The organism is Dorea sp. D27 (assembly GCF_001185345.1).
Taxonomy (GTDB): Bacteria; Bacillota; Clostridia; order Lachnospirales; family Lachnospiraceae; genus Extibacter.
The window spans coordinates 80,646-99,883 of record NZ_KQ236743.1 but is presented as its reverse complement, the minus strand read 5'-3'; the positions used below and the strand labels follow the sequence as shown (position 1 = coordinate 99,883).

The window sequence follows — 19,238 nt, the reverse complement described above, 5'->3', positions numbered from 1 at the left end:
ATCACAGCAGAAATGACTTTCACTTTCTCTCTCAGCGTGTTATAATAACGCTGTTATTACATATCAAATATAGAATAGGAAAGAGAGGTCGAAATTATGATTGATTTCAAAAACAGCGAGTACGTCAAGCTCAAGGAGACAGATCCTTCTGTCGTGATGAAAGACATTGCTCCACTACTGATTGATGGGGAACAGGTAATCGGAGTGTATAAAGGCATCCGTGACTACTGCCTATTTACGGATAAGCGGGTTATCTCTGTCAATGTCCAGGGGATGACCGGAAAGAAAAAAGATTTTACATCCATGCCGTACTCAAAAATAAGCGTATTTTCAGTAGAAACGGCCGGCGTACTCGATATGGACAGTGAGCTGGAAATGTATTTCAGCGGATTAGGAAAAGTGAAGTTCGAATTTACAGGCAGAAGCAATATTGTTGAGATTGGCAGAATCATCGGCCATTATGCACTGTAATAATATTATGACAATGTTATCAGGATTGAGAGGTTTTTTATGAAATGTCCAAACTGCGGCGGCAATATGGAGGGATATACATGCCCCTATTGTGATACACAAGTAGAGCCGTCTGAAAAGAAGAATGAAGATTCCAGGGCGTACAAGCCATTTAACTACACAGATTCATCCTATCAGTACACCGTGGAGAAATGGTATACGAAAACCTGGGTAATCATCCTATTCCTTATCTTTTTCTTCCCTGTAGGACTTTTCCTTATGTGGAGATATAAAGAGTGGGGGAAAGTTACAAAGATAGTAATCACCGTCATCATTGCCCTTATGGCAATCTGGGGATTTTTTTCACCGGATGCGCCTAAAGAGGACGCTTCCCCGGCAAATGTCCAGCCGGCTGCGCCTGCAAAGCAGGAGGCAAAAAAGGAAGTTCAAAAGGAGGCTCTTGTGGCTGAGCCATATGAAAGTGAATACAGTGCAGGCATCTATACGGCAGGCATCGACTTTCCAGCCGGAACTTATACGCTGACGGCAGTAAGCGGAAGTGGAAATGTATCATCCAGCAACATGTTCTCCGGTGGCCTGAACGAAGTCATGTCCAATCCGAAAGATGAGTATTCCATTGATTCGTTCAATAATGCTGTTTTGAAACAAGGTGTCGAGCTCTCCATCGGCGGTACGGCAATTATTCGTCTGAGCAGCCCGGAAGCTGACGTTTCTGCCTTGAAGCCGCGCTCTGCGGTACCGGAAGAGACCGTGGATCTTGGAAGCGGCAATTTTGTCGCAGGTACCGATTTCCCGGCCGGCGTATATAATGTAATCGGAACAGGAGGAAATGGCAATGTCTCTTCTTCCAATCTGTATGATGGCGGTATCAATGAAATTATGGGACCCGGAGGTGACGGCTTTGGTATACATGAATTCAAAAACGTGAGCCTTCCGGAAGGTACGACACTGACCGTTTCAAGTACATCTATTCAGCTTGTACCTGTCAGATAAAAAATAAAATTCATTCCTTGATTTTTTCTGGCCTATGGACTATAATATTTCTTGTGCAGATATATGTGCAGATGTAGTTCATCGGTAGAATGCCAGCTTCCCAAGCTGGAGAGGCGGGTTCGATTCCCGTCATCTGCTTTTCGTGGGAATGAATTTCAACAAAAAAGCAATCAGATTTTTTATGAGAGTCTGATTGCTTTTTATCATCTGGCCATAAACTGCCCCATCCGTATATTTATCCCAATTCTCCGCACACTAACAGCGGAGGTGATTCCATGGCATCTTATGTTGCCCCTGCAATCAGGGATAAGTTTGAATCATTGTCTATCAACTTGAAAAACTGTATCCTCGAGCGTGACGTACGGCTGGAGAATATCCATGACCTGATTCATGTACTTGAGGATATAGTAAAAGATGGGGAAGCAGAGTAATCTGTTTCCTCTTTTTGTATATGTTCTCGTCGATTTAGGACTATTCTTATCTGTTTATTTCTATTTTCATCTTTTCCATTCCCTTTATCACTATTTTATTGTTAAATTAGATACAATTACTTATTGCCCTCAATTTCAATGGAAGGAGGAAGAAGTGTGGAAGAAATCAACAACCTCATATTTAAGCTTGGGATACGCTCAACATACCAGGGGTTCTATTATCTGCAATATGCTCTTCATCTGTGTATGCTTGACGAACGTTATCTGCTTTCCGTATATAAATCCTTATACGTAGATGTAGCAAGAAAGTATAACACGAGCAGAGATAACGTCGAGCATTGCATCCGTACCGTAGTGTCAAACTGCTGGTATAAGGGTAATCAGGCTTTTCTAATAAAGATAGCCGGATATCCGATTACCCAAAAACCTACCAATGGAGAATTTATCGACATCCTGTTTCATTATTTGAAGGCACAGGACAATTGACTGTATTTAGAAGTAAATTCAGCGATATCTGCCCAATGCATGAAGCTCCAGGAAACCATTAAATTGTCAGGCACAAAAAAGCGGCGGTAAGCGCCGCTTTTTTAGTACATCATCTTCTATTCCACCAGCCTGTACACTTCCTCCAAAGCCCTGTCGGCATCCACCGGATAGTCCGGTTTCAAAGGCTCTGCGTCTTTTAAAGAATCAGGCCTGTGAAAATATTTGTATGATACCGCGAACAAAAGCTTTGCATTTGGTGTCTGGAACTGTACCAGGTCTCCATATGTAGACGGCATTCCTCCTGACATGCTCCCTACCACATATCCCAGCTTATTGTCTGCAACTGCCACGGCAAAATCAGTAGCCGCGCTAAAGGTACCGGAAGAGGTAAGTGCATATACGTTTCCGTCAAAAACAAGTCCATCTTCCTGCTCGTTAATAATCTTCTCTTTTTCATCTGTAAGAAGAAACGGTCCGTATCTGACATCTACATCCCCGAAAATATAATATTCATCTATATCTATGTAACGCAGGAATTCGTTAATTACATAAGAATTTCCACCTCCATTGTATCTCAGATCGACTGCAATGGTGCCAATCTGTTTTTCCTTTACAGCCTTGAAAAACTCTTTCAAGGTATCTATGTATTCGTCATTATAGTTGCATTCCTTCAAGGTTAGTACCGCCACACCTTTCTCCTCATCGAGCGCAAAGCTGATGAAAGGATCTTTGTCGAGAGCCGAGAGGTCTCTCTCCTCGAAGCGAAGCGTTTCTTCCACTTGTCCGTCCGGCGTGTCCATTACGATAGCTACATCCGTATCCGCATCGACGCCCAAAAAATTCAGGTAGTCCTTTCTGTCAATGTGATTGGCATACAAGACAGAGGCAAACTCCTCAAGTTCATAGGAAGACTGCCGGAGAAAGGTTCTGTACAATTCTTCTTCACTGACTCCTCCTATCGATCGTATACGGTTTCCGTCAAACTCACCGCCATCACATGTAAGGATGTCTCCGTCTTTTTTGCATCGGAACGGCAGCCGGGGAACCCCGCTGGAATAATTAGGCCTTACAGCAGTATGTCCGTCATCCATAAGAGCCATAATCCTGGCTATGGACTGCCACAGGCTCAGTACGCTGACGCTGCCGCCCATCGCCTCCTTCTCCTTATCCCCCTGCTTCTTCACCGCATCCGGCAGTCCGTCCATACACGCAGGATGCCGTGATTCTATATGATCCAGCACATAGTCAATATCTGATACCGCCTGTTGCTTTGTCAGCATCGCGTCTACAGGCAGTGACTCCTCTGCTTTTTCTACCTCTCCACGGTGCGGATCTGCCCATAGCCGATAGGCGGTATAAACGAGGAACAGCACTGCGACGACAACCAGAAGCAGCTTCCCCATCGTTTTTCTTTTATTATCCATATTCCTCTCCCTGCCTTTCAGTTATGGAGCAGTCATATACTGCCGATGGCCTTATCAAGCGATTGATATAGAGTTTTTTCAATATCATATATATGCTTGATTGAATGTGACATTTTCTCTAGCAGTCCTGTGTCTCCCTTGAGAGATAGCTGCCACAAATCATCTGCAATATCATCCCACAATTCAGAGACACGGATAAACTCCTGGCCCAGAAGGGCAATCGCATCATTTTCTAACATATGCGCGGCCTCTGTCAGAAAACGGCCATACATGTTGCGGAAGATGCCTCCCCCTGTCCCGCCCGCCTCGTCAATCTGGAAATAGTTTACGATTCCCGCCTGCCGTAGTTTTGCGGAATCGAACTTCTCCCATTTTAATATTTCTTTTGAGAACTTCATGATTCCGTTTATTCCAAGAAGCTGTGCCGGAGGATTCAGCATCGTCTGGCATGTCTCTTCAATCGCTTCCCGCAATACCTCTTTCCCTGGTCTTTTATAACCGCCGAAATCAAATGTCAAGTATTTGTTGTTGGCTGGAAACGGCCTGTATGAACTGCTGCGCGCCTTTTCAAGCTCAAGGTAATCAACGAGATGATAATCTTCTGCTATCTGTCCCGCCGGAACCCTTATCGGATGATCATGATTATCCCTGTCGCTTATCCAGAACTTCCTCCTCACATCATCGTAGCCGAACAAGACAACCGCATGTCCTCCAAAATGGCTGTCCTGGTCCATGCCAAGATATCCCATATAAGGCATATCTACATAGATTAAGACCGGATTATCGGTATCTATCATGCGCTTTGCCGCAGAACAGATACGGTCATATTTTTTGCCGGACCGACATCCAATCTTAACGTTCAGACGTCCCGCCAGCTTTTTCTCAAACTCAAATACTTTCGTCCTTCCATTTATCATAGGAGATGCGGACTGGTTGATGTACAAAAATGAAAGGCCGGACGCCAGCCCAAACATCATCTCCTCTGACATCGGGAATCCATAATAGGCGAAAATCTGCTTCAGTGAATTCGTGATGCAGTGTTTTCCTCCCTGTGGTTTAAAGTTCTTTACAATCTGTTCCATTTTCTTGCTCCTTATCAAATACTTCGATATCAGCAATCTCCATGCAGGCCTCGCCATAATAGCAGTTAAAGTGATTACCATTCCTGTTATGGCTCACCGATTACTACCGTATCAATCCTATATTCATTATACTCCTGTCTGTCCTTCTGGGGAATGATGTTCTTGCTGATTTTTCGTATGAGCTCCTTCTCCCTGGCAATATTGCTTTCAATAAGCTTAGCCTTCTCCTGAAGTATACATGCCAGCTCCTCCTCGCAGGAAAGTCAAGCATGTATTCGTCCGAATCAGACGGGTATTCTAGACGAACTTTTCCCGGATAATCTTTCTCATTATATCACAGCTAGCCTGGAACCGTTCTTTTTCCTGTTCTGTCATGTCCATCTCCGGCAGCGGTCTGGCGCCATTCTTGGACACGATACACGGTATGCTGGCGAAGCAGCCGTCCTGACCATAATACCCTTCTGGATTGACAGAACAAGGGAGGACCCTGTTTTCATCCCCGCATATGGCCTTAATCAGCTCGGTCGCCGCCATTCCAATACCGAATTCCGTACTTCCCTTACTGACTGCAATCTTGCATCCCGCCTCTATCGTATCCCGTTCTATTTCTTCCATCTGCTCCCTCGTCAGCAATCCAACCACGTTTCTGCCACCTGCTTTCACCTGGGACCACACTACGGTCTGGCTGTCCCCGTGCTCACCGATACAGTAACCTTCGATGCTGGAGGGGGCAATATCGAGAGCTTCCCCTACCCTGCTCCGCAGACGTGCAGAATCAAGTGCTGTCCCTGTACCTATCACTGCCGCATCAATCTTACTGTCGAGATAGTAAGCAACGAGATCACACGGGTTTGTGAGCACTACCGCGATACCGGAGAACTGATTCTTCTGTATTTCCGGGATAATCCTATCTAGGACTGCTATGGAACCATCCAGTTCTTTCAGACGGTCTTCATCACATATCCTGCCGCTGGCCGTGATAACCAATACCTCTGCATCTTCTAAATCGCTGTAGCTTCCACTTCGAATCTTACACTGTCTGGGAAGATAGGCCGCCATATCGGCCAGGTCTCTGGTTTCTCCATACTCCTTCTCTTTATTGTAATCAATCCCAACAACTTCATCTGCAATTCCTCTGAGCGCCAGCATCTGCATTACATGCGCCCCTAAATGCCCCAGTCCGACTACAACTACTTTTCCTTTCATATTTAAACCTTCCTTTCTGTTTTTATAAATAGTTATCCTTCTTATTTACGAGATAAGCCGGTTAGCCGTTTTGTATATGCTTATTCATCAACGTACGGACTTCCTCTTTCTGGTTCTGTTCCAGATAAGTTCTGTCAGCGACTACTTATACACAATCTGTTTTAGCTTCATCATTTCACCTCTTGTTCCTGCTATTTCAATCGTACCATCAAAACAAGTTTGTATCCAGAATAATACATGCACTATTATTTATCAATAATAATTCACATAACTGTTAAAACAATATAAAAGAGGATCTGTTTCCAGACCCTCTTCGCTTACATCTGTTAAATCTATACTTTTTTAGTAATATGTAAAAGCTGACATATGGATTCCTGCATATGTACTGACAAGAAGCACTCCACTGTGATATCAAGATTGTCGGCTATGTTTACCGGTCCCAGATCTATTTTGTTATCGCGTATCAACCGAATCTAATATGTAGTAACATTTCTGTTATCGTCATTTTTAGACTATTTTACATTATTTTAGTCTATTATAATCCGTTTATTTCCACGATTCTCTTTTCAGCGGCTAAATGCTTACAATATAGCCGTAAGGTCGTGAGGAGGGGGCGCCACCATGGTCAAACAACAAAGGGCTTTATTGCTAAAGCTCGGGATACGTTCTACACTGAAAGGGTTTCATTTTCTGCTGTACGCGCTGCAGCTGTGTATGTCAAATACCGAGTATCTGCTGTCCGTCTACAAGACGCTGTATATCGATATCGCGACACATTTCAGTACCTCAAGGGACAACGTAGAGCATTGTATCCGAACTGCTATTTCAAACTGCTGGTATAAAGGTAACCGGGAACTTCTGATCAGCATTACCGGCTACGAGCTAAAGCAGAAACCGGCAAACGGAGAGTTCATAGACATTCTCTACAATTACTTGTATCAGGAAGGGTAGCCCGCTTATGCGGGCCTTTTTCCTTTCTGCGGCTATATACATTTGAAGGTCGTCTCATACCAGCAGCATCTTTTGTTGTATTTAAACATACTCTCTATAAAGGCTGCATAAAATTTTAGTAAAGCAAGGAAAATGTGACAATATGAATGAAAAAAGTAGAAGCCCATTGATCATTTCTATTCTTATTCCTCTTGCAGCAGGGTCTTTATCTGCTTTATTAAGCAGAAGCATGACAACGTATTCTTCTATCACCAAACCCGACTTCAGCCCTCCGGCGTATGTATTCCCGATAGTTTGGACGATTCTATACGTCTTAATGGGAATCTCATCGTACATAATATATAATTCAAATAACCCTGCTAGTGGCAAGGCTCTGAAAATATATATACTTCAATTATTCTTCAACTTTTGCTGGAGTATTATTTTCTTCAGATTTAATCTTTACTTATTCGCACTGATATGGCTTGTAGTATTAATTGTACTTATATATATGATGATTCGGGAATTCTACAAGATAAGCCCTTGGGCAGCATATCTGCAAATCCCCTATCTATTATGGTGCATATTCGCCGCCCTGCTTAATTTTTTTATATTTAAAATGAATTCTTGATTATAAGACAACAGAAAAGCTGACATGCTTTAACTATTGCAGGTCAGCTTTTTACTATATCCTTATTCAGTCAATGCTTTGATTTTTCCCTCATTTTCTTCTCTTGTGATGAGTCCCATGTAAAATTGCTGTTCGGCTCTCCTGATTTCTTCAAAATTATCCAATCTCATTTGTAGCATTGCTAATTTAGACGTGTATTCTTCCTGGGTCAGAACCTCCATAGAAAGTGCCTGGTCCATTTTCTGCTTTTGGTTACGGAATTCTTCTTCTGCCAGTGCCTTGTCCCGAAGAAGATTCTTTTGCTTAATCTGCTTTTCTAATTCAGTTATCCTTTGTTATTGTTATGCTATCCTCTTCCACATATAACAAGTAATATAAGGTTGTAAATTGTTGTGTGGCACATTGTTTCCTACAAATGCTGTCGATATATCTTCGTCTGATATATTTGTCCAGCTTCTATCCCCTGATGTTTGACTCGGACCATAACCGGTACCGCCGGTAGAAAAAGTAGTCGCGTATCGTTTATTAACAATAGGGTGATTATGATAAGGGAGCTCATTAGTAGCCAGTACGTGTGATTTCTCTCCTCCGGCTTTTTCTATAGCGTTAAACTCTATCTGCTTTTCATCCAATCCTACTGGTACTCTTCCCTTTCCCCATGCAGACCATGTACCACCGAACAAATCACCTGGATTTTTTTGGGCTGTTTGTATTACTATGCTTCCAACTGGATGCATTAAAAGGAATAGCTTTTGAACATTAGGTGAAATGGTAGAAAAATCTGATACTACCTGACTAATCTTTTCATCGAGCAGTTTCCCCTGCCTAGCATCAAGGGCACTTCCTTCTTCTATCGTTTCAAGGTTGTTTGCGATATTCACCGGGCCTGCCGGGCCCGGGTCTCCTTTGTCACCTTTTGGCCCCTGGATTCCCTGTGGGCCTTGTAATCCAGCCGCACCCGTATCGCCCTTCGGGCCTGTTGCACCGGTCTGTCCCTGTGGACCAGCCGCCCCGGTATCACCTTTCGGCCCCATTGCTCCCTGTGGACCAGTTACACCCGTTGGGCCCTGAGGCCCCGTCAAGCCCTGTGGGCCCTGCGCCAGCACTTGGGTATCCACGTTACCGATAAACCAGTTGCCATTAGTACCAATGTGTGGAGTAATGCCATCCTCCCCCTGCGCTTTTGCACCGGTATCAGTATCGTTAATATACCAGTTACCATTTGCACCTACATAGACTTCAAAAACAAATTTACTATTACTCATTTATTGTTCCCTCCTTTTATTTGATAACTGTATTCTATCAAATGTGGCTGGGACATGGCGGGACAATGCAGATAATTATATAATAAGTAAAGTACGTATATCACATATTAACCATTGAAATATTCCGCAACAATTTCATCATAACTTCATATACAAGTATTCTTCCTTTTTCTACGTTCAATCTCTCATGCTTTATAGTTCGATACCCTCTTTTTTCATATAAATGACTTGCTGGCAATGAGGCATCTAAATAAACCGTATCGTATTGTAAACTGATTTGATTCTCTAAACATTGCATAATGAAACTTCCGTAGCCTTTACCTTGGAATTCTGGTTTTACATATACCCTTGTAATATGGTTATCCTTATAACAGCCTGTTCCCACAATCATATTATCGTTTCGCAACATGCCAACTAAACCATTTTTTATATCCTTAGATATATTTTTTTTGCAATGAAGTTCACAAAAAAAGTCAACAACTTCTTTTGGATAGTATTTCGGGTAAACGTCCCGTATTGTATCTTGCACTATCATTGAGATTTGATCTATGTCTTTTTCAGTCGCTTTTACATATTCCATAATGCTTTGTCACCTTTTCCACTAATTCCATTATTACAGCCATTGATAATTTGTTTAACTACCGCTACTCACAGTATAATTCGATTTTATAACATGTACAAGCAAAAAGGCATGAGAGACTTCCACAACTCTGCATACCCTTTTATTCCTTTCTGCATATGTGTTTCAAGCAATTCTGGACTGATGATAAAGTTCACCACATTCATTCCGCTTCTCCTGTACCAACCAAACCTTGTATTAGCTGCTTTATATCAAGATAATCATCCTTATATTATGCCTCATAGAAGCGCTCTCCTATGATTAGTCCGCCTTCATTTCTTTCATTTCAACCTTATTGTTTATAAAGTCCATACATGATTTTACAGATTCAGCAATTGCCTTGTCGATATCATCTTCTGTCACTCCAAGGAAATCACTTCCCTCGGCTTTGTCAATATATGCTTTATCGTATTGCACGTCAGCTAATTTTACTGCATCCATTCCACTTTCTAAATTTTTACTTTTCTGTTTTGCCATCAGCTTTTCGCTTTCCACAACACACCTATGCCTAGGAACGTAAATCAATTTCTGGCTGGTATGACCCATGCATCTCTGCATTATCTCAACCATATCCTTCCATGACATATTATAATATCCAACCGGGTAGCAGTGTCCGCCTCTGTTGCGTTCCATGGCTCCGGCCACGGCCTGCCCTACCTGACGCACCGTCACCACAGCCGTACCGCCATCTATATAAAGCGTTACATTTTTCATCTTTGATATCGTTTCTATCAGAAATACCCACACTGGTTTTCTGCCAGGCTGTGTTCCGAAAATATACGGCAGCTCCAACACCGACACATCAAAATTCTCATCTGCATATTCCATAGCTGCATTCTCCTGATCAATCCGGCTTTGGATATAAGGATGCCAACGTGTCAATTCTTTTTCCGGCCATTTCTTAGCTAAGTAAGCAAGATAGGAGCCACAGATGACAGAGTGCTTCACACCGCATCCCTTTGCAATCTTAAGCAGCTTACGTATCGGGTACACATTGTGCTTTTTATACAATTCGTAAACTGGAGGAGTGCTTATCACACGTTCGTCTATTCCTGCGGCAAAGATAAATCCGTCATACCCCTGAAATTTCTTTCTTAGTTCTTCCTCTGTCATTTCCAAATAATTCCCTTGCTCAACCTTCATTTCCTGAGGCAGTCCTCCATCGGATGGAGGGATGGCGCGTGCAATCGTTGTTACTTCATGACCTCTTGCAATCAATTCTTTTGCTGCCTCACTCCCCAACAATCCAGTTCCGCCAATCATAAATATCTTCATATACATGCCTTCTTTCATTAATGATTCAAGGATAACATCTCAGAAATGTAATTGACAATAAATATATCTATATTGTTAGTTTATTAGCAAAAAATGTACACTTGCAGTTAAACAATCCTCCATTATCAACCAACAATTCAGCTTTTCCATCAGAAAAATAGAAGAATAGTAATATGGTTTACCATTCTTCATAAAATCCCCCTTTCAAAATAATAAGACCAGTATACATGTTCTGCATATACTGGTCTTATCATTAAATGTATTAAAAATTAGATGTCTGATAAAGTATCATGTTACTAATAAATCTACTGACTACTCTGTTAATGTCTTGATTTTGGCTTCCTTTTCTTCCCTTGTAATAAGCCCCATATCGAATTGCTGTTCAGTTCTTCTGATTTCCTCAAAGTTGTCCACTTTCTTCTGAGCAGTTGCGAGTTTTTTGTTGTAATCATCCTGTGTAAGTACCTCCATAGATAAAGCCCTGTCAAGTTTTTGTTTCTCATTACGGAATTCTTCTTCTGCCTGCTCTTTTTCCCGGAGAAGATTCTTCTGCTTAATCCGCTTTTCCAACTCTATAATTTGTTTTTCCAGTTCCTTACGCTTTTCCAGTTTAGATTCTGCCATCCGCAAAGTATCTGATACGTCAACTTGAGGCATTTCCTGCGTTTCAATGACGTATTCTACATACTTTCTCCCAATTTGAGCGTATGCTGAGTTCAGCTCTTCCTCGATTACGTTCACCTGCATTTTTAATCCTGCAAGTTCTGACTGTTCCTGGACGGCAACTCCTGCGTTAGAACCTGCGTTAACTGCTGAATTTGCTACCGAATTGCCAATGTTTTTGGCCGTCTTAAGTGCTTTGTCAAATAATGCCATTTTGTTTTCCTCCTTTTGTTTGGGTTACTTAGTTTTATATTCAACATCTATGTCTAAGCTGTAATTTCATCCTCTTCCGCGGGAAGTGTATTTACCTTATCTGTTGGTATATATTTTATATATTTAGGATATTGCTCTTTTTCACGTCTATTTGATATTGGCTGTGTATTTTCCAATTTATCCGTCTCTTCATACCCCATTGCATCAATAAAACCTTGCATTTCCCCAATTGTATTTTCTGCTATACCGTCAATAGATGGCTGAATTATTATGCTGAAAAACCAAGTCTTTCCGGCGAAAAATTATATGGATTATCGGTTGCTTCTGATGTTGTTTTCTTTTTTTCTCCTTTTCATTTTCTTTCTTGTTTCTATTATCTTTAGAACTCTCTTTGCAAGTATTTTTCTGTATTTTCAACTTACAATCCATTATATCAGCCATTACACAATTATGCAATATATTACATTGCTATAGCAATTCATTAATTTGTTTATGCAATGTGTTTGATTGGTTAAAATTATAGTAAAAGAAAGGAGCGCATATGAAGAATAATCTTAACCATGCAGACGACTATATCAAATTAGGTTTAAATATTGCGTATTACAGGAAACTCGGTGGACTTACCCAATTGGAACTGGCGGAAGCAGTCAATATAAGCCGCACCCATCTTAGCAATATTGAAGCCCCGAATATGCCCACCTCTGTTTCTTTAGATACCCTGTTTCAAATTGCTAATGTACTGGATATCCCTGTTTATAAACTTCTTATGTTTAAAGACTAAAAGCCATTGTCAACATGCATAATGATGACAATGGCTTCTAGTTTTTAGCAATTATTAGTCGCTTTTACCCCCTTTGCATCAGGTCATGACTCATCCTAATCGCTGGCATGACGAATTTTAGCGGCTTATGAGAGTGCTCTGCCCATTTCTTTGGGAAACTTTCCCCTTTCAAGCTTATACCTGGCAAGTTCTTTTCCGTAAATATCTTGGTTCATACCGCAATCCCATCCTTTTCAAATTCATAAAAAATGGATATGCTGTCTTCCATTTCTCGTATACTTTTATGCTTTGTATATTAGGATTAATTTCTATTTGAAATCTTAGTTCAAACTTGTAGGCAATGTCAAAAGCCTTATCTGCATAATAGCTGACCTCTTCCGGCTCTATGTCTGCTAATATCATAATATCTACATCCGAGTTTTCCCTCTGCTCCCCACGTGCATAGGAACCATACAAAATTATCTTTGTCAGTTTATCCCCAAACAACTGCCTGACCTCCTGCGAAAATTCCAATAATATGTCATGTATGTTTTTCATTGCCATCACTCCTTACCTGTGATTCTTACCATGAGCTGATTACTTTTATTCAATCTTCCTGCTTTTTATATCCCTATTATAGTATACCAGTTAGGAATACTCCATTTTATCCAGGAGATATAAAGTGTCTACTAACTCTTTCATTCCAGTCGCCGCAGAGGAGCCACCCAGGTGTAGCCGCATCTTCTTATAAAGATTTTCTTATCCTTATCTGTACCAATGCTTTTATCGGAGTTGAGATATCCTCAGAACATAGAAAAAGGCACAACTCCTGCCTCAAGCAGATGTTGTGCCGATAATCGGGGTAACAGGATTCGAACCTGCGACCTCACGGCCCCCAGCCGTGCGCTCTAACCAAACTGAGCCATACCCCGTCACTTTTATCATTATACTCGAATCTTGTCGTATTTTGCAACCCTTTCGTCCATTTTTGTACTTCTTTTTTCATTATGCTCATATTCTGAAAAATCAAAACCAAAATCGCAACATATTTCACATATATGTGTTAAAATATATTCATTACAGCATGCACAAAATTATATTTATTGATGTTCAATAAGGTATGCGAAAGGAGTATGCAATATGAAAGTTATTGTTGTAGGCCCAAGAGGAAAAATGGGAAAATTAATCACGCAGATTGCCGCCGGCCGGGAAGATATGGAACTCGTTGCAGGTGTCGCGCCTAAGGGCAGAGAGTATATAGGGCGCGACCTTGGACAAGTGGCCATGACAGGCTATGATTTAGGGGTATCCGTCGTAGACGATCTGGCATCTGTTATTGATTTCTGTGATGTCATCATAGATTTCTCCACAAAAGAAATGGCAATGGAAGTATTGAATCTTGCAATCACACATAAAAAAGCACTCGTGTGCGGTACAACAGGTTTCAGCGTGGAAGAAATGCAGCGTTTTAAAGATGCTTCTGGCTCCATTCCAATGCTTTATGCGGCCAACACTTCAAAGCTTGTAAATGTAATGAACAAGCTTCTGGAAGTGGCTGCTGCTGCCATAGGAGAAGAGGCTGATATCGAAATTTTAGAAATGCATGACCAGTGGAAGAAAGATGCTCCAAGTGGAACGTCCAAAGAGATGGGTGAGATTATGGCACGTACACTGGGCAAGGAACTGGAGGATATAGCAGTATATGGCCGCCATGGCGTCTCCCCTCGTGAAAATGGGACTATCGGCTATCATTCCCTTCGGGCAGGCAATATACCGAGCAGCCATACTGTTTTTTTCGGTTTTATGGGGGAGCGTCTCGAAATTACTCATCATTCCTATAACTGGGAATGTTTTGCCCGGGGAGCATGCGACTGTGCTGTTTATCTGGCTGATAAAAAGCCCGGTTTCTATACTATCAAGGATGTCTTGAATCTTTAAATAAAATAACTCAAACTGCTTGCAATAATGAGATTCAAGTAGTACAATTGTATTAATTCAATAATACAATCAATTTTTCAAGGGGGTAAAACAATGATTTTAGTTAACACAGATTATATAACGGGAAAAAAATTTGAGATGATTGGACTCGTCCGCGGGACTACCATACAGTCGGTACATATGGGCAAGGATATCATGAACAGTTTCAAAACGCTTGTAGGAGGAGAGCTTACTTCCTACACCGAGATGATGAACGCGGCAAGGGCTATCGCTACGAAGAGGATGGCTGATGACGCAGAGGCCATGGGCGCGGATGCAATAGTCAATATCCGATACGCTTCCAGCCAGGTAATGCAGGGAGCAGCAGAAATTATGGCATATGGAACAGCCGTTAAATTTATCGACTAGGGCTCTTCTGGTTAAAAGGGACACGTTAAATGCAGTTGGGGACGGAGGTATTTGAAAAATACTCCGTCCCCAACTGCATTTCTAAATCCTATCTTTTACAAGGCTCATATCTTTTTCTGCCATGCGTATCAATTCCAACCGTCTGATTCTTAAGTCCAGATCATTTCCCGTCAAATATTCATAGACACTTTTCGGTACGAGATGGGCCCATTCCTCATCTGTAGCAATACAACTCCTTATCCATGATGCTGTTATGCCCTTCTCTTCCGGCTCTCTGCGCCACAGTATCTCTATCTCAAGACCAAGACTTCTCAATATCTTGTACTTCTCTTCATCCCAATCGTCACAGATTCCCATATAGTATACAGCGTCTTGTGGCGCATACTGCAGTATATACTCGGGCCGGTTGATAGGAAACGGAATAAATTCATATTCTACATCGGGTACGTTAAACTCGCGGAGCGCACCGCGTATCATCTGGCATCGTTCGTAATAGGTCAGCGGGTTTGCAGATTTTGCGGAACGGTTCTCATCGTTGACCGTTTCCCTCACATAAGTATTATCGGGATTCGTCAGCCCGATATATAGCTTATTGCAGCGCATTTTCGCCGCAAGCAGATATTCCATATGTTTTAGATGAAATACCTGGAACCTTCCGTTAACAACCCCTGTTGCTACCATATACTTCTCCCCTTTTTATCTGTACACGTTCAGCCTTCTACCCTCATAGTATACTCTGTTATCCGTTTAAAATGCAAGTATTGTACAAGTTTGCTATTTGCGGTTTGCAGGCTCCACTTCTACTGCTTTGCCCTTAATCTTCGTGTGGTTGACCGAGCTTAGGACCTCTTTTGCATACTCTCTCGGAACTTCCACAAAAGTGTACTTGTCATACATATCTATTGTGCCCACAACCTTACCCGGCATTCCACTCTCTCCGGCTATAGCTCCCAGAATGTCTCCTGGTTTTGCCTTATGCTTTTTCCCAATATTTATAAAGAGGCGGACCATTCCAGGTTCCTCTGCTCCTGTATCTTCAAAATTCTCTGCATCATTCTCTTCAGCTGTCCCCGTACACATCTTAAGAAGTGCCGCTGCGATGTCCATGCTCGTGTAGTCCGTATCATTGATTTCTTCCTGAACGAGCTGGATAAAAGTGCCTAAATCTTCCTGTTCTATGATACGTGAAGCCTCTTCCATAACCTTTTCCATCTTTGTATTGGCCACGTCATCAAGAGACGGAACCTTCTGTGCATATATCTTAGTCTTGCAGTAACGCTGGATTTCTCTCAGCTTATAAACTTCTTTGCCTGACACGAAGGAAAAGGAGCGCCCCACACGACCGGCACGGCCTGTTCTTCCGATACGGTGTACGTAGTATTCATCGTCCTGCGGAAGATCATAGTTAAACACAGCCTCCACTTCTTCAACATCAATCCCTCTGGCTGCAACATCCGTAGCCACAAGAATATCTGTCTTTCCACTTCTGAATCCCTGCATGACACGGTCACGCTGCGCCTGTTTCAAGTCACCGTGAAGTCCAGCAGCAAAATACCCTCTGCCAAGCAGACCATTTACGAGAACATCGACCTGTCTCTTCGTATTACAGAACACGACCGAAAGCTTTGGATTATAGATGTCCAGAAGTCTTGAAAGCACTTCCTCTTTATTCTTTGGCTTCACCTCATAATAAAACTGTTCAATGTTAGGAACCGTCAGTTCTTTTTTTGTCACCTTTACAATTTCGGCATTCTTCTGAAACTTCTTCGTTATTTCCAGAATCGGTTTCGGCATAGTGGCAGAAAACAGTACTGTCTGACGTTCCTCCGGAACACCCTCCAGAATCGTCTCAATGTCCTCACGGAATCCCATGTTCAGCATCTCGTCTGCCTCATCCAGGACAATCGTGTGCACATGCTCCATTTTCACAGTCTTCCTCCGCATATGATCCATGACACGACCCGGCGTCCCTATCATGAGCTGTACACCACTCTTCAGCGAACGTATCTGCTTCACTATCTCCTGGCCGCCATAGATTGGAAGCACCTTGATTCCATGCATATAGCCAGCCAACGTACGTATCTCATCCGCCACCTGTATGGCAAGCTCTCTCGTCGGGCAGAGGACAACTGCCTGCAGCTTCTTGCTCTTCGGGTCAATCTTTTCCAGCAGCGGAATACCGAATGCCGCTGTCTTACCCGTTCCTGTCTGTGCCTGGCCGATGATATCCCTGCCCTCCCTGACAAGCGGGATAGCTTTAGCCTGAATCGGAGAAGCCTCCTCAAACCCCATCTTCTTCACTGCCTTCATAATCTCAGGGCATAAATTTAATTCTTCAAATCTTACTGTATCCATCTACAATTCCTTTCATTTTCCAAAGGGGTCAGACCCCTGCTGCGATAGGGGTCTGACCCCTTTGGAAATTCTTTAAGTTTTCTGATAATTTACTGGTACAAGGTCTCTTATTATCATAAAAATACTCCTTACTTGCTAACCAAGTAAAGAGTATTCACAAAGTCCCGAGTGTTATCATAACACATTTGCCTTTTATCTGTCTACACTTTTTTTCAAGTGATCTTTCGTTTTATGTTGCGTTCCTACATTTCTATTACATCTGATTAGCGACGGTACCGGCTTCTCCTTCTGGTTTTTCAAAGTACCTTGTGAGCAGTGTATCGTCTTTTAACAAGTCATCTACCGTTTCAAAACCGAGTTCTTCCAGCACTTTTCTTACGTAAGGATTCTCAAGAGGTGTTTTAAAAGGGGATTTCTTGCCATAATCATCTACAAGCCTTGTCCCTTCTTCCTTTTCCAGGACCGCTTTCGGGCCGCCGACACATCCTCCTATACATCCCATCCCTTCAAAAAAGTTCGCATCTGTCTCTTTGTTTTTAATCCTTTGAATCATAGCCATGCATTCCTTTGTACCGTTGGCCTGTTCACTCTGTACCGCAATGCTTCTGTCAGGTCTCAGCTGTTCTACCATCTCAGAGACCGCACGGCTTACACCACCGGTCCGTGCATAGAGGCGTCCGGCCTTGGAGGCATGTTCTTTTTTGCTGTCTTCCAGTTCTTCCGGACGGATGTCCGCCGCCCGGAAGATATCCATAACTTCCTGGAAGGTAAGCACATGGTCCACCGCGTCACAGATATCCGGTTCTCTTGCCTCTTTCTTTTTAGCAAGACACGGTCCTGCGAATACGGTGACTGCATCCGGGTGGATTCTCTTTATCATACGTCCACAGGCCACCATCGGAGATACCGCCCCAGGTACATGCGGCATCAGCTCATGGTATATCTTACGTATCATAGCAATCCACACCGGGCAGCAGCAGCTCGTCAGCTGATAATCCCCCTGCTTCTTCACGTGCCGGTCAAATTCCAGTGCTTCCTTCAAGGTAAGAATGTCCGCAAAGAGGGCAACCTCTACCATGCCGGTGAACCCCAGCGCCTTAAAGGCCTTCCGCAGCTGTCCCGGGGATATCTCCTCGCCGAACTGTCCGAGAAATGCAGGGGCCACCATCATATAAGCAGGACCTTCTGCTTCCCTCACCGCCTTCATGGCAGGGAGCACATCCCTGCCTGCGCTCAGGTGCTTCTCTTCACATGCATCAATACACACGCCACAGCCGGTGCACAGGGAAGGATTGATTCTGGCCTTTCCATCTTCCCCAATCTCAATCGCGTCAAATATACAGCTCTGAAGGCATGCCCGGTCATAAGCACATTCTCTGCACTCCACATCTTGGATTACAGGTGCGTACTTCTCAGGATGGAGCAGACAATCCAGATGCTGTGGATCATATTCTGCCGGCAAAGGTTCCTCAAGTGTTATCTTACGTTCAAGAACCGCCTGGTAAAGTTCCTCAAATGTTTTCATATCTTATCCTCTTCCTTATCCGTTGTGGCAGCTGTCAAGACTGCCTTTACAGACATTATTGACGAAAAACTGGCGTTTCATCCATCAGAGGCTTCTAACATTCCCGGTATTTTCGGCATAGCCTTACCATTCAGTGCATTAAAGACAAAATGTAAGTTTAAGTAAATTAGGCGGCGGGCGGGGAGCCGGGTGGCAGATGCTTCGATGCGTACGAGGCTCCGACTATTTCACGTATCCCTAACCCTCCGGAATGCGCGCCGATAGCGGCTTGCATCACGCAGGATAAGGGCTACGGAAAGGATTCTCCGCCTCTCCCGCTTACACCTGCGCATCTCCCACCCGGCTCCCCGTCCGCTATCTACTTTACTAACAAGGGCGTGAGCGGCCGTGTGACGTTACTGGCCAGCGGATGAACGCTGGCTGCGTCAGCTAGATGGAAAATGGTAGCAAGCTTAGTGTATACAACACATACAAATTAGTACGGTGTATATTATCGCAGTTAAACGTTTGCAGCGAGGCGTGCACGCCGTTGCTGGAAGAAGAGCCGGAGTCAGGCAAGGGAT

Annotated in this window: 22 protein-coding genes and 2 tRNA genes; 10 read left to right on the top strand and 14 right to left on the bottom strand. The window is 43.0% G+C overall.

From position 1 onward, the window contains the following. Positions 1-96: 96 nt before the first annotated feature. The 5 genes from HMPREF0980_RS00470 (at position 97) to HMPREF0980_RS00450 (ending at position 2,381) form a co-directional block, all read left to right on the top strand. A complete protein-coding gene (locus tag HMPREF0980_RS00470) occupies positions 97-471 on the top strand; it encodes a PH domain-containing protein (protein ID WP_049727210.1) in 375 nt (124 codons plus the stop codon). A gap of 39 nt (positions 472-510) precedes the next feature. After that, on the top strand, positions 511-1,464 hold the full coding sequence (locus HMPREF0980_RS00465; RefSeq protein WP_049727209.1) for a hypothetical protein: 954 nt from the start codon (positions 511-513) through the stop codon (positions 1,462-1,464). Positions 1,465-1,531: 67 nt separating this feature from the next. Further along, a tRNA-Gly gene (locus HMPREF0980_RS00460) sits at positions 1,532-1,602 on the top strand. Between the two features lie 137 nt (positions 1,603-1,739). After that, positions 1,740-1,895, top strand: coding sequence for a hypothetical protein (locus HMPREF0980_RS19055; RefSeq protein WP_006442578.1), 156 nt, complete (start codon positions 1,740-1,742; stop codon positions 1,893-1,895). Positions 1,896-2,033: 138 nt separating this feature from the next. Continuing rightward, positions 2,034-2,381, top strand: coding sequence for a sporulation initiation factor Spo0A C-terminal domain-containing protein (locus tag HMPREF0980_RS00450; RefSeq protein WP_049727208.1), 348 nt, complete (start codon positions 2,034-2,036; stop codon positions 2,379-2,381). Positions 2,382-2,497: 116 nt separating this feature from the next. Here the strand turns inward: HMPREF0980_RS00450 and HMPREF0980_RS00445 are convergent, their stop codons facing one another. The 3 genes from HMPREF0980_RS00445 to HMPREF0980_RS00435 form a co-directional block, all read right to left on the bottom strand. Further along, complete coding sequence (locus tag HMPREF0980_RS00445) at positions 2,498-3,805, bottom strand: S41 family peptidase (RefSeq protein ID WP_049727207.1); 1,308 nt, start codon at positions 3,803-3,805, stop codon at positions 2,498-2,500. 32 nt (positions 3,806-3,837) lie between these two features. Next, positions 3,838-4,887, bottom strand: coding sequence for a BtrH N-terminal domain-containing protein (locus HMPREF0980_RS00440; RefSeq protein WP_049727206.1), 1,050 nt, complete (start codon positions 4,885-4,887; stop codon positions 3,838-3,840). A gap of 297 nt (positions 4,888-5,184) precedes the next feature. Further along, positions 5,185-6,093 carry a lactate/malate family dehydrogenase gene (locus HMPREF0980_RS00435; RefSeq protein ID WP_049727205.1) on the bottom strand — a complete coding sequence of 303 codons (909 nt, stop codon included), beginning with the start codon at positions 6,091-6,093 and terminating at the stop codon, positions 5,185-5,187. A gap of 621 nt (positions 6,094-6,714) precedes the next feature. Between HMPREF0980_RS00435 and HMPREF0980_RS00430 the strand changes: the two genes are divergently transcribed. Beyond that, positions 6,715-7,044 carry a sporulation initiation factor Spo0A C-terminal domain-containing protein gene (locus HMPREF0980_RS00430; protein ID WP_049727204.1) on the top strand — a complete coding sequence of 110 codons (330 nt, stop codon included), beginning with the start codon at positions 6,715-6,717 and terminating at the stop codon, positions 7,042-7,044. Between the two features lie 142 nt (positions 7,045-7,186). Then, on the top strand, positions 7,187-7,654 hold the full coding sequence (locus HMPREF0980_RS19855) for a TspO/MBR family protein (RefSeq protein WP_049727203.1): 468 nt from the start codon (positions 7,187-7,189) through the stop codon (positions 7,652-7,654). 62 nt (positions 7,655-7,716) lie between these two features. Here the strand turns inward: HMPREF0980_RS19855 and HMPREF0980_RS18825 are convergent, their stop codons facing one another. From HMPREF0980_RS18825 to HMPREF0980_RS19560, 6 genes are all read right to left on the bottom strand, one after another. After that, a complete protein-coding gene (locus HMPREF0980_RS18825; protein ID WP_198146136.1) occupies positions 7,717-7,875 on the bottom strand; it encodes a hypothetical protein in 159 nt (52 codons plus the stop codon). Positions 7,876-7,995: 120 nt separating this feature from the next. After that, positions 7,996-8,919: a phage baseplate protein gene (locus tag HMPREF0980_RS19680; protein ID WP_049727202.1), complete on the bottom strand. Its 924-nt coding sequence runs from the start codon at positions 8,917-8,919 to the stop codon at positions 7,996-7,998. A gap of 100 nt (positions 8,920-9,019) precedes the next feature. Continuing rightward, positions 9,020-9,499, bottom strand: coding sequence for a GNAT family N-acetyltransferase (locus HMPREF0980_RS00415; protein WP_049727201.1), 480 nt, complete (start codon positions 9,497-9,499; stop codon positions 9,020-9,022). Between the two features lie 300 nt (positions 9,500-9,799). Next, positions 9,800-10,813: an NAD-dependent epimerase/dehydratase family protein gene (locus HMPREF0980_RS00410; protein ID WP_049727200.1), complete on the bottom strand. Its 1,014-nt coding sequence runs from the start codon at positions 10,811-10,813 to the stop codon at positions 9,800-9,802. Positions 10,814-11,125: 312 nt separating this feature from the next. Continuing rightward, the gene (locus tag HMPREF0980_RS00405; RefSeq protein ID WP_049727199.1) at positions 11,126-11,689 is read right to left on the bottom strand and encodes a hypothetical protein; all 564 of its coding nucleotides are present in this window, start codon (positions 11,687-11,689) and stop codon (positions 11,126-11,128) included. A 53-nt stretch (positions 11,690-11,742) separates the two neighbouring features. Further along, a complete protein-coding gene (locus HMPREF0980_RS19560) occupies positions 11,743-11,865 on the bottom strand; it encodes a hypothetical protein (RefSeq protein ID WP_255351341.1) in 123 nt (40 codons plus the stop codon). A gap of 365 nt (positions 11,866-12,230) precedes the next feature. On the opposite strand from HMPREF0980_RS19560, the gene HMPREF0980_RS00395 reads away from it, so the two are divergent. Beyond that, on the top strand, positions 12,231-12,470 hold the full coding sequence (locus HMPREF0980_RS00395; RefSeq protein WP_049727197.1) for a helix-turn-helix domain-containing protein: 240 nt from the start codon (positions 12,231-12,233) through the stop codon (positions 12,468-12,470). 174 nt (positions 12,471-12,644) lie between these two features. Here the strand turns inward: HMPREF0980_RS00395 and HMPREF0980_RS00390 are convergent, their stop codons facing one another. Then, on the bottom strand, positions 12,645-13,007 hold the full coding sequence (locus HMPREF0980_RS00390; protein ID WP_049727196.1) for a nucleotidyltransferase domain-containing protein: 363 nt from the start codon (positions 13,005-13,007) through the stop codon (positions 12,645-12,647). A gap of 299 nt (positions 13,008-13,306) precedes the next feature. Continuing rightward, positions 13,307-13,381 (bottom strand) — tRNA-Pro (locus HMPREF0980_RS00385). A 208-nt stretch (positions 13,382-13,589) separates the two neighbouring features. On the opposite strand from HMPREF0980_RS00385, the gene dapB reads away from it, so the two are divergent. After that, the gene (dapB, locus tag HMPREF0980_RS00380; RefSeq protein ID WP_049727195.1) at positions 13,590-14,387 is read left to right on the top strand and encodes a 4-hydroxy-tetrahydrodipicolinate reductase; all 798 of its coding nucleotides are present in this window, start codon (positions 13,590-13,592) and stop codon (positions 14,385-14,387) included. A 93-nt stretch (positions 14,388-14,480) separates the two neighbouring features. Next, on the top strand, positions 14,481-14,795 hold the full coding sequence (locus HMPREF0980_RS00375) for a YbjQ family protein (protein ID WP_049727194.1): 315 nt from the start codon (positions 14,481-14,483) through the stop codon (positions 14,793-14,795). 81 nt (positions 14,796-14,876) lie between these two features. On the opposite strand, the gene HMPREF0980_RS00370 is transcribed toward HMPREF0980_RS00375, so the two are convergent. From HMPREF0980_RS00370 to HMPREF0980_RS00360, 3 genes are all read right to left on the bottom strand, one after another. Then, complete coding sequence (locus HMPREF0980_RS00370) at positions 14,877-15,476, bottom strand: nucleotidyl transferase family protein (RefSeq protein ID WP_049727193.1); 600 nt, start codon at positions 15,474-15,476, stop codon at positions 14,877-14,879. A 93-nt stretch (positions 15,477-15,569) separates the two neighbouring features. Continuing rightward, positions 15,570-17,150: a DEAD/DEAH box helicase gene (locus HMPREF0980_RS00365; RefSeq protein ID WP_049727192.1), complete on the bottom strand. Its 1,581-nt coding sequence runs from the start codon at positions 17,148-17,150 to the stop codon at positions 15,570-15,572. Positions 17,151-17,403: 253 nt separating this feature from the next. Beyond that, positions 17,404-18,675 (bottom strand): [Fe-Fe] hydrogenase large subunit C-terminal domain-containing protein, encoded by a 1,272-nt coding sequence (locus HMPREF0980_RS00360; protein WP_049727191.1) that lies wholly within the window; start codon positions 18,673-18,675, stop codon positions 17,404-17,406. Positions 18,676-19,238 lie beyond the last annotated feature (563 nt).

Excerpts from the sequence above, each read along its gene's own strand:
- HMPREF0980_RS18825 (WP_198146136.1), bottom strand. The coding sequence starts at position 7,875 with ATGGAGGTTCTGACCCAGGAAGAATACACGTCTAAATTAGCAATGCTA.
- HMPREF0980_RS00365 (WP_049727192.1), bottom strand. The coding sequence starts at position 17,150 with ATGGATACAGTAAGATTTGAAGAATTAAATTTATGCCCTGAGATTATG.
- HMPREF0980_RS00375 (WP_049727194.1), top strand. The coding sequence starts at position 14,481 with ATGATTTTAGTTAACACAGATTATATAACGGGAAAAAAATTTGAGATG.
- HMPREF0980_RS00435 (WP_049727205.1), bottom strand. The coding sequence starts at position 6,093 with ATGAAAGGAAAAGTAGTTGTAGTCGGACTGGGGCATTTAGGGGCGCAT.
- HMPREF0980_RS00470 (WP_049727210.1), top strand. The coding sequence starts at position 97 with ATGATTGATTTCAAAAACAGCGAGTACGTCAAGCTCAAGGAGACAGAT.
- dapB (WP_049727195.1), top strand. The coding sequence starts at position 13,590 with ATGAAAGTTATTGTTGTAGGCCCAAGAGGAAAAATGGGAAAATTAATC.
- HMPREF0980_RS00405 (WP_049727199.1), bottom strand. The coding sequence starts at position 11,689 with ATGGCATTATTTGACAAAGCACTTAAGACGGCCAAAAACATTGGCAAT.
- HMPREF0980_RS00390 (WP_049727196.1), bottom strand. The coding sequence starts at position 13,007 with ATGAAAAACATACATGACATATTATTGGAATTTTCGCAGGAGGTCAGG.
- HMPREF0980_RS19055 (WP_006442578.1), top strand. The coding sequence starts at position 1,740 with ATGGCATCTTATGTTGCCCCTGCAATCAGGGATAAGTTTGAATCATTG.
- HMPREF0980_RS00450 (WP_049727208.1), top strand. The coding sequence starts at position 2,034 with ATGGAAGGAGGAAGAAGTGTGGAAGAAATCAACAACCTCATATTTAAG.
- HMPREF0980_RS00370 (WP_049727193.1), bottom strand. The coding sequence starts at position 15,476 with ATGGTAGCAACAGGGGTTGTTAACGGAAGGTTCCAGGTATTTCATCTA.
- HMPREF0980_RS00440 (WP_049727206.1), bottom strand. The coding sequence starts at position 4,887 with ATGGAACAGATTGTAAAGAACTTTAAACCACAGGGAGGAAAACACTGC.
- HMPREF0980_RS19680 (WP_049727202.1), bottom strand. The coding sequence starts at position 8,919 with ATGAGTAATAGTAAATTTGTTTTTGAAGTCTATGTAGGTGCAAATGGT.
- HMPREF0980_RS00395 (WP_049727197.1), top strand. The coding sequence starts at position 12,231 with ATGAAGAATAATCTTAACCATGCAGACGACTATATCAAATTAGGTTTA.
- HMPREF0980_RS00360 (WP_049727191.1), bottom strand. The coding sequence starts at position 18,675 with ATGAAAACATTTGAGGAACTTTACCAGGCGGTTCTTGAACGTAAGATA.
- HMPREF0980_RS00415 (WP_049727201.1), bottom strand. The coding sequence starts at position 9,499 with ATGGAATATGTAAAAGCGACTGAAAAAGACATAGATCAAATCTCAATG.
- HMPREF0980_RS00410 (WP_049727200.1), bottom strand. The coding sequence starts at position 10,813 with ATGAAGATATTTATGATTGGCGGAACTGGATTGTTGGGGAGTGAGGCA.
- HMPREF0980_RS19855 (WP_049727203.1), top strand. The coding sequence starts at position 7,187 with ATGAATGAAAAAAGTAGAAGCCCATTGATCATTTCTATTCTTATTCCT.
- HMPREF0980_RS00430 (WP_049727204.1), top strand. The coding sequence starts at position 6,715 with ATGGTCAAACAACAAAGGGCTTTATTGCTAAAGCTCGGGATACGTTCT.
- HMPREF0980_RS00445 (WP_049727207.1), bottom strand. The coding sequence starts at position 3,805 with ATGGATAATAAAAGAAAAACGATGGGGAAGCTGCTTCTGGTTGTCGTC.
- HMPREF0980_RS00465 (WP_049727209.1), top strand. The coding sequence starts at position 511 with ATGAAATGTCCAAACTGCGGCGGCAATATGGAGGGATATACATGCCCC.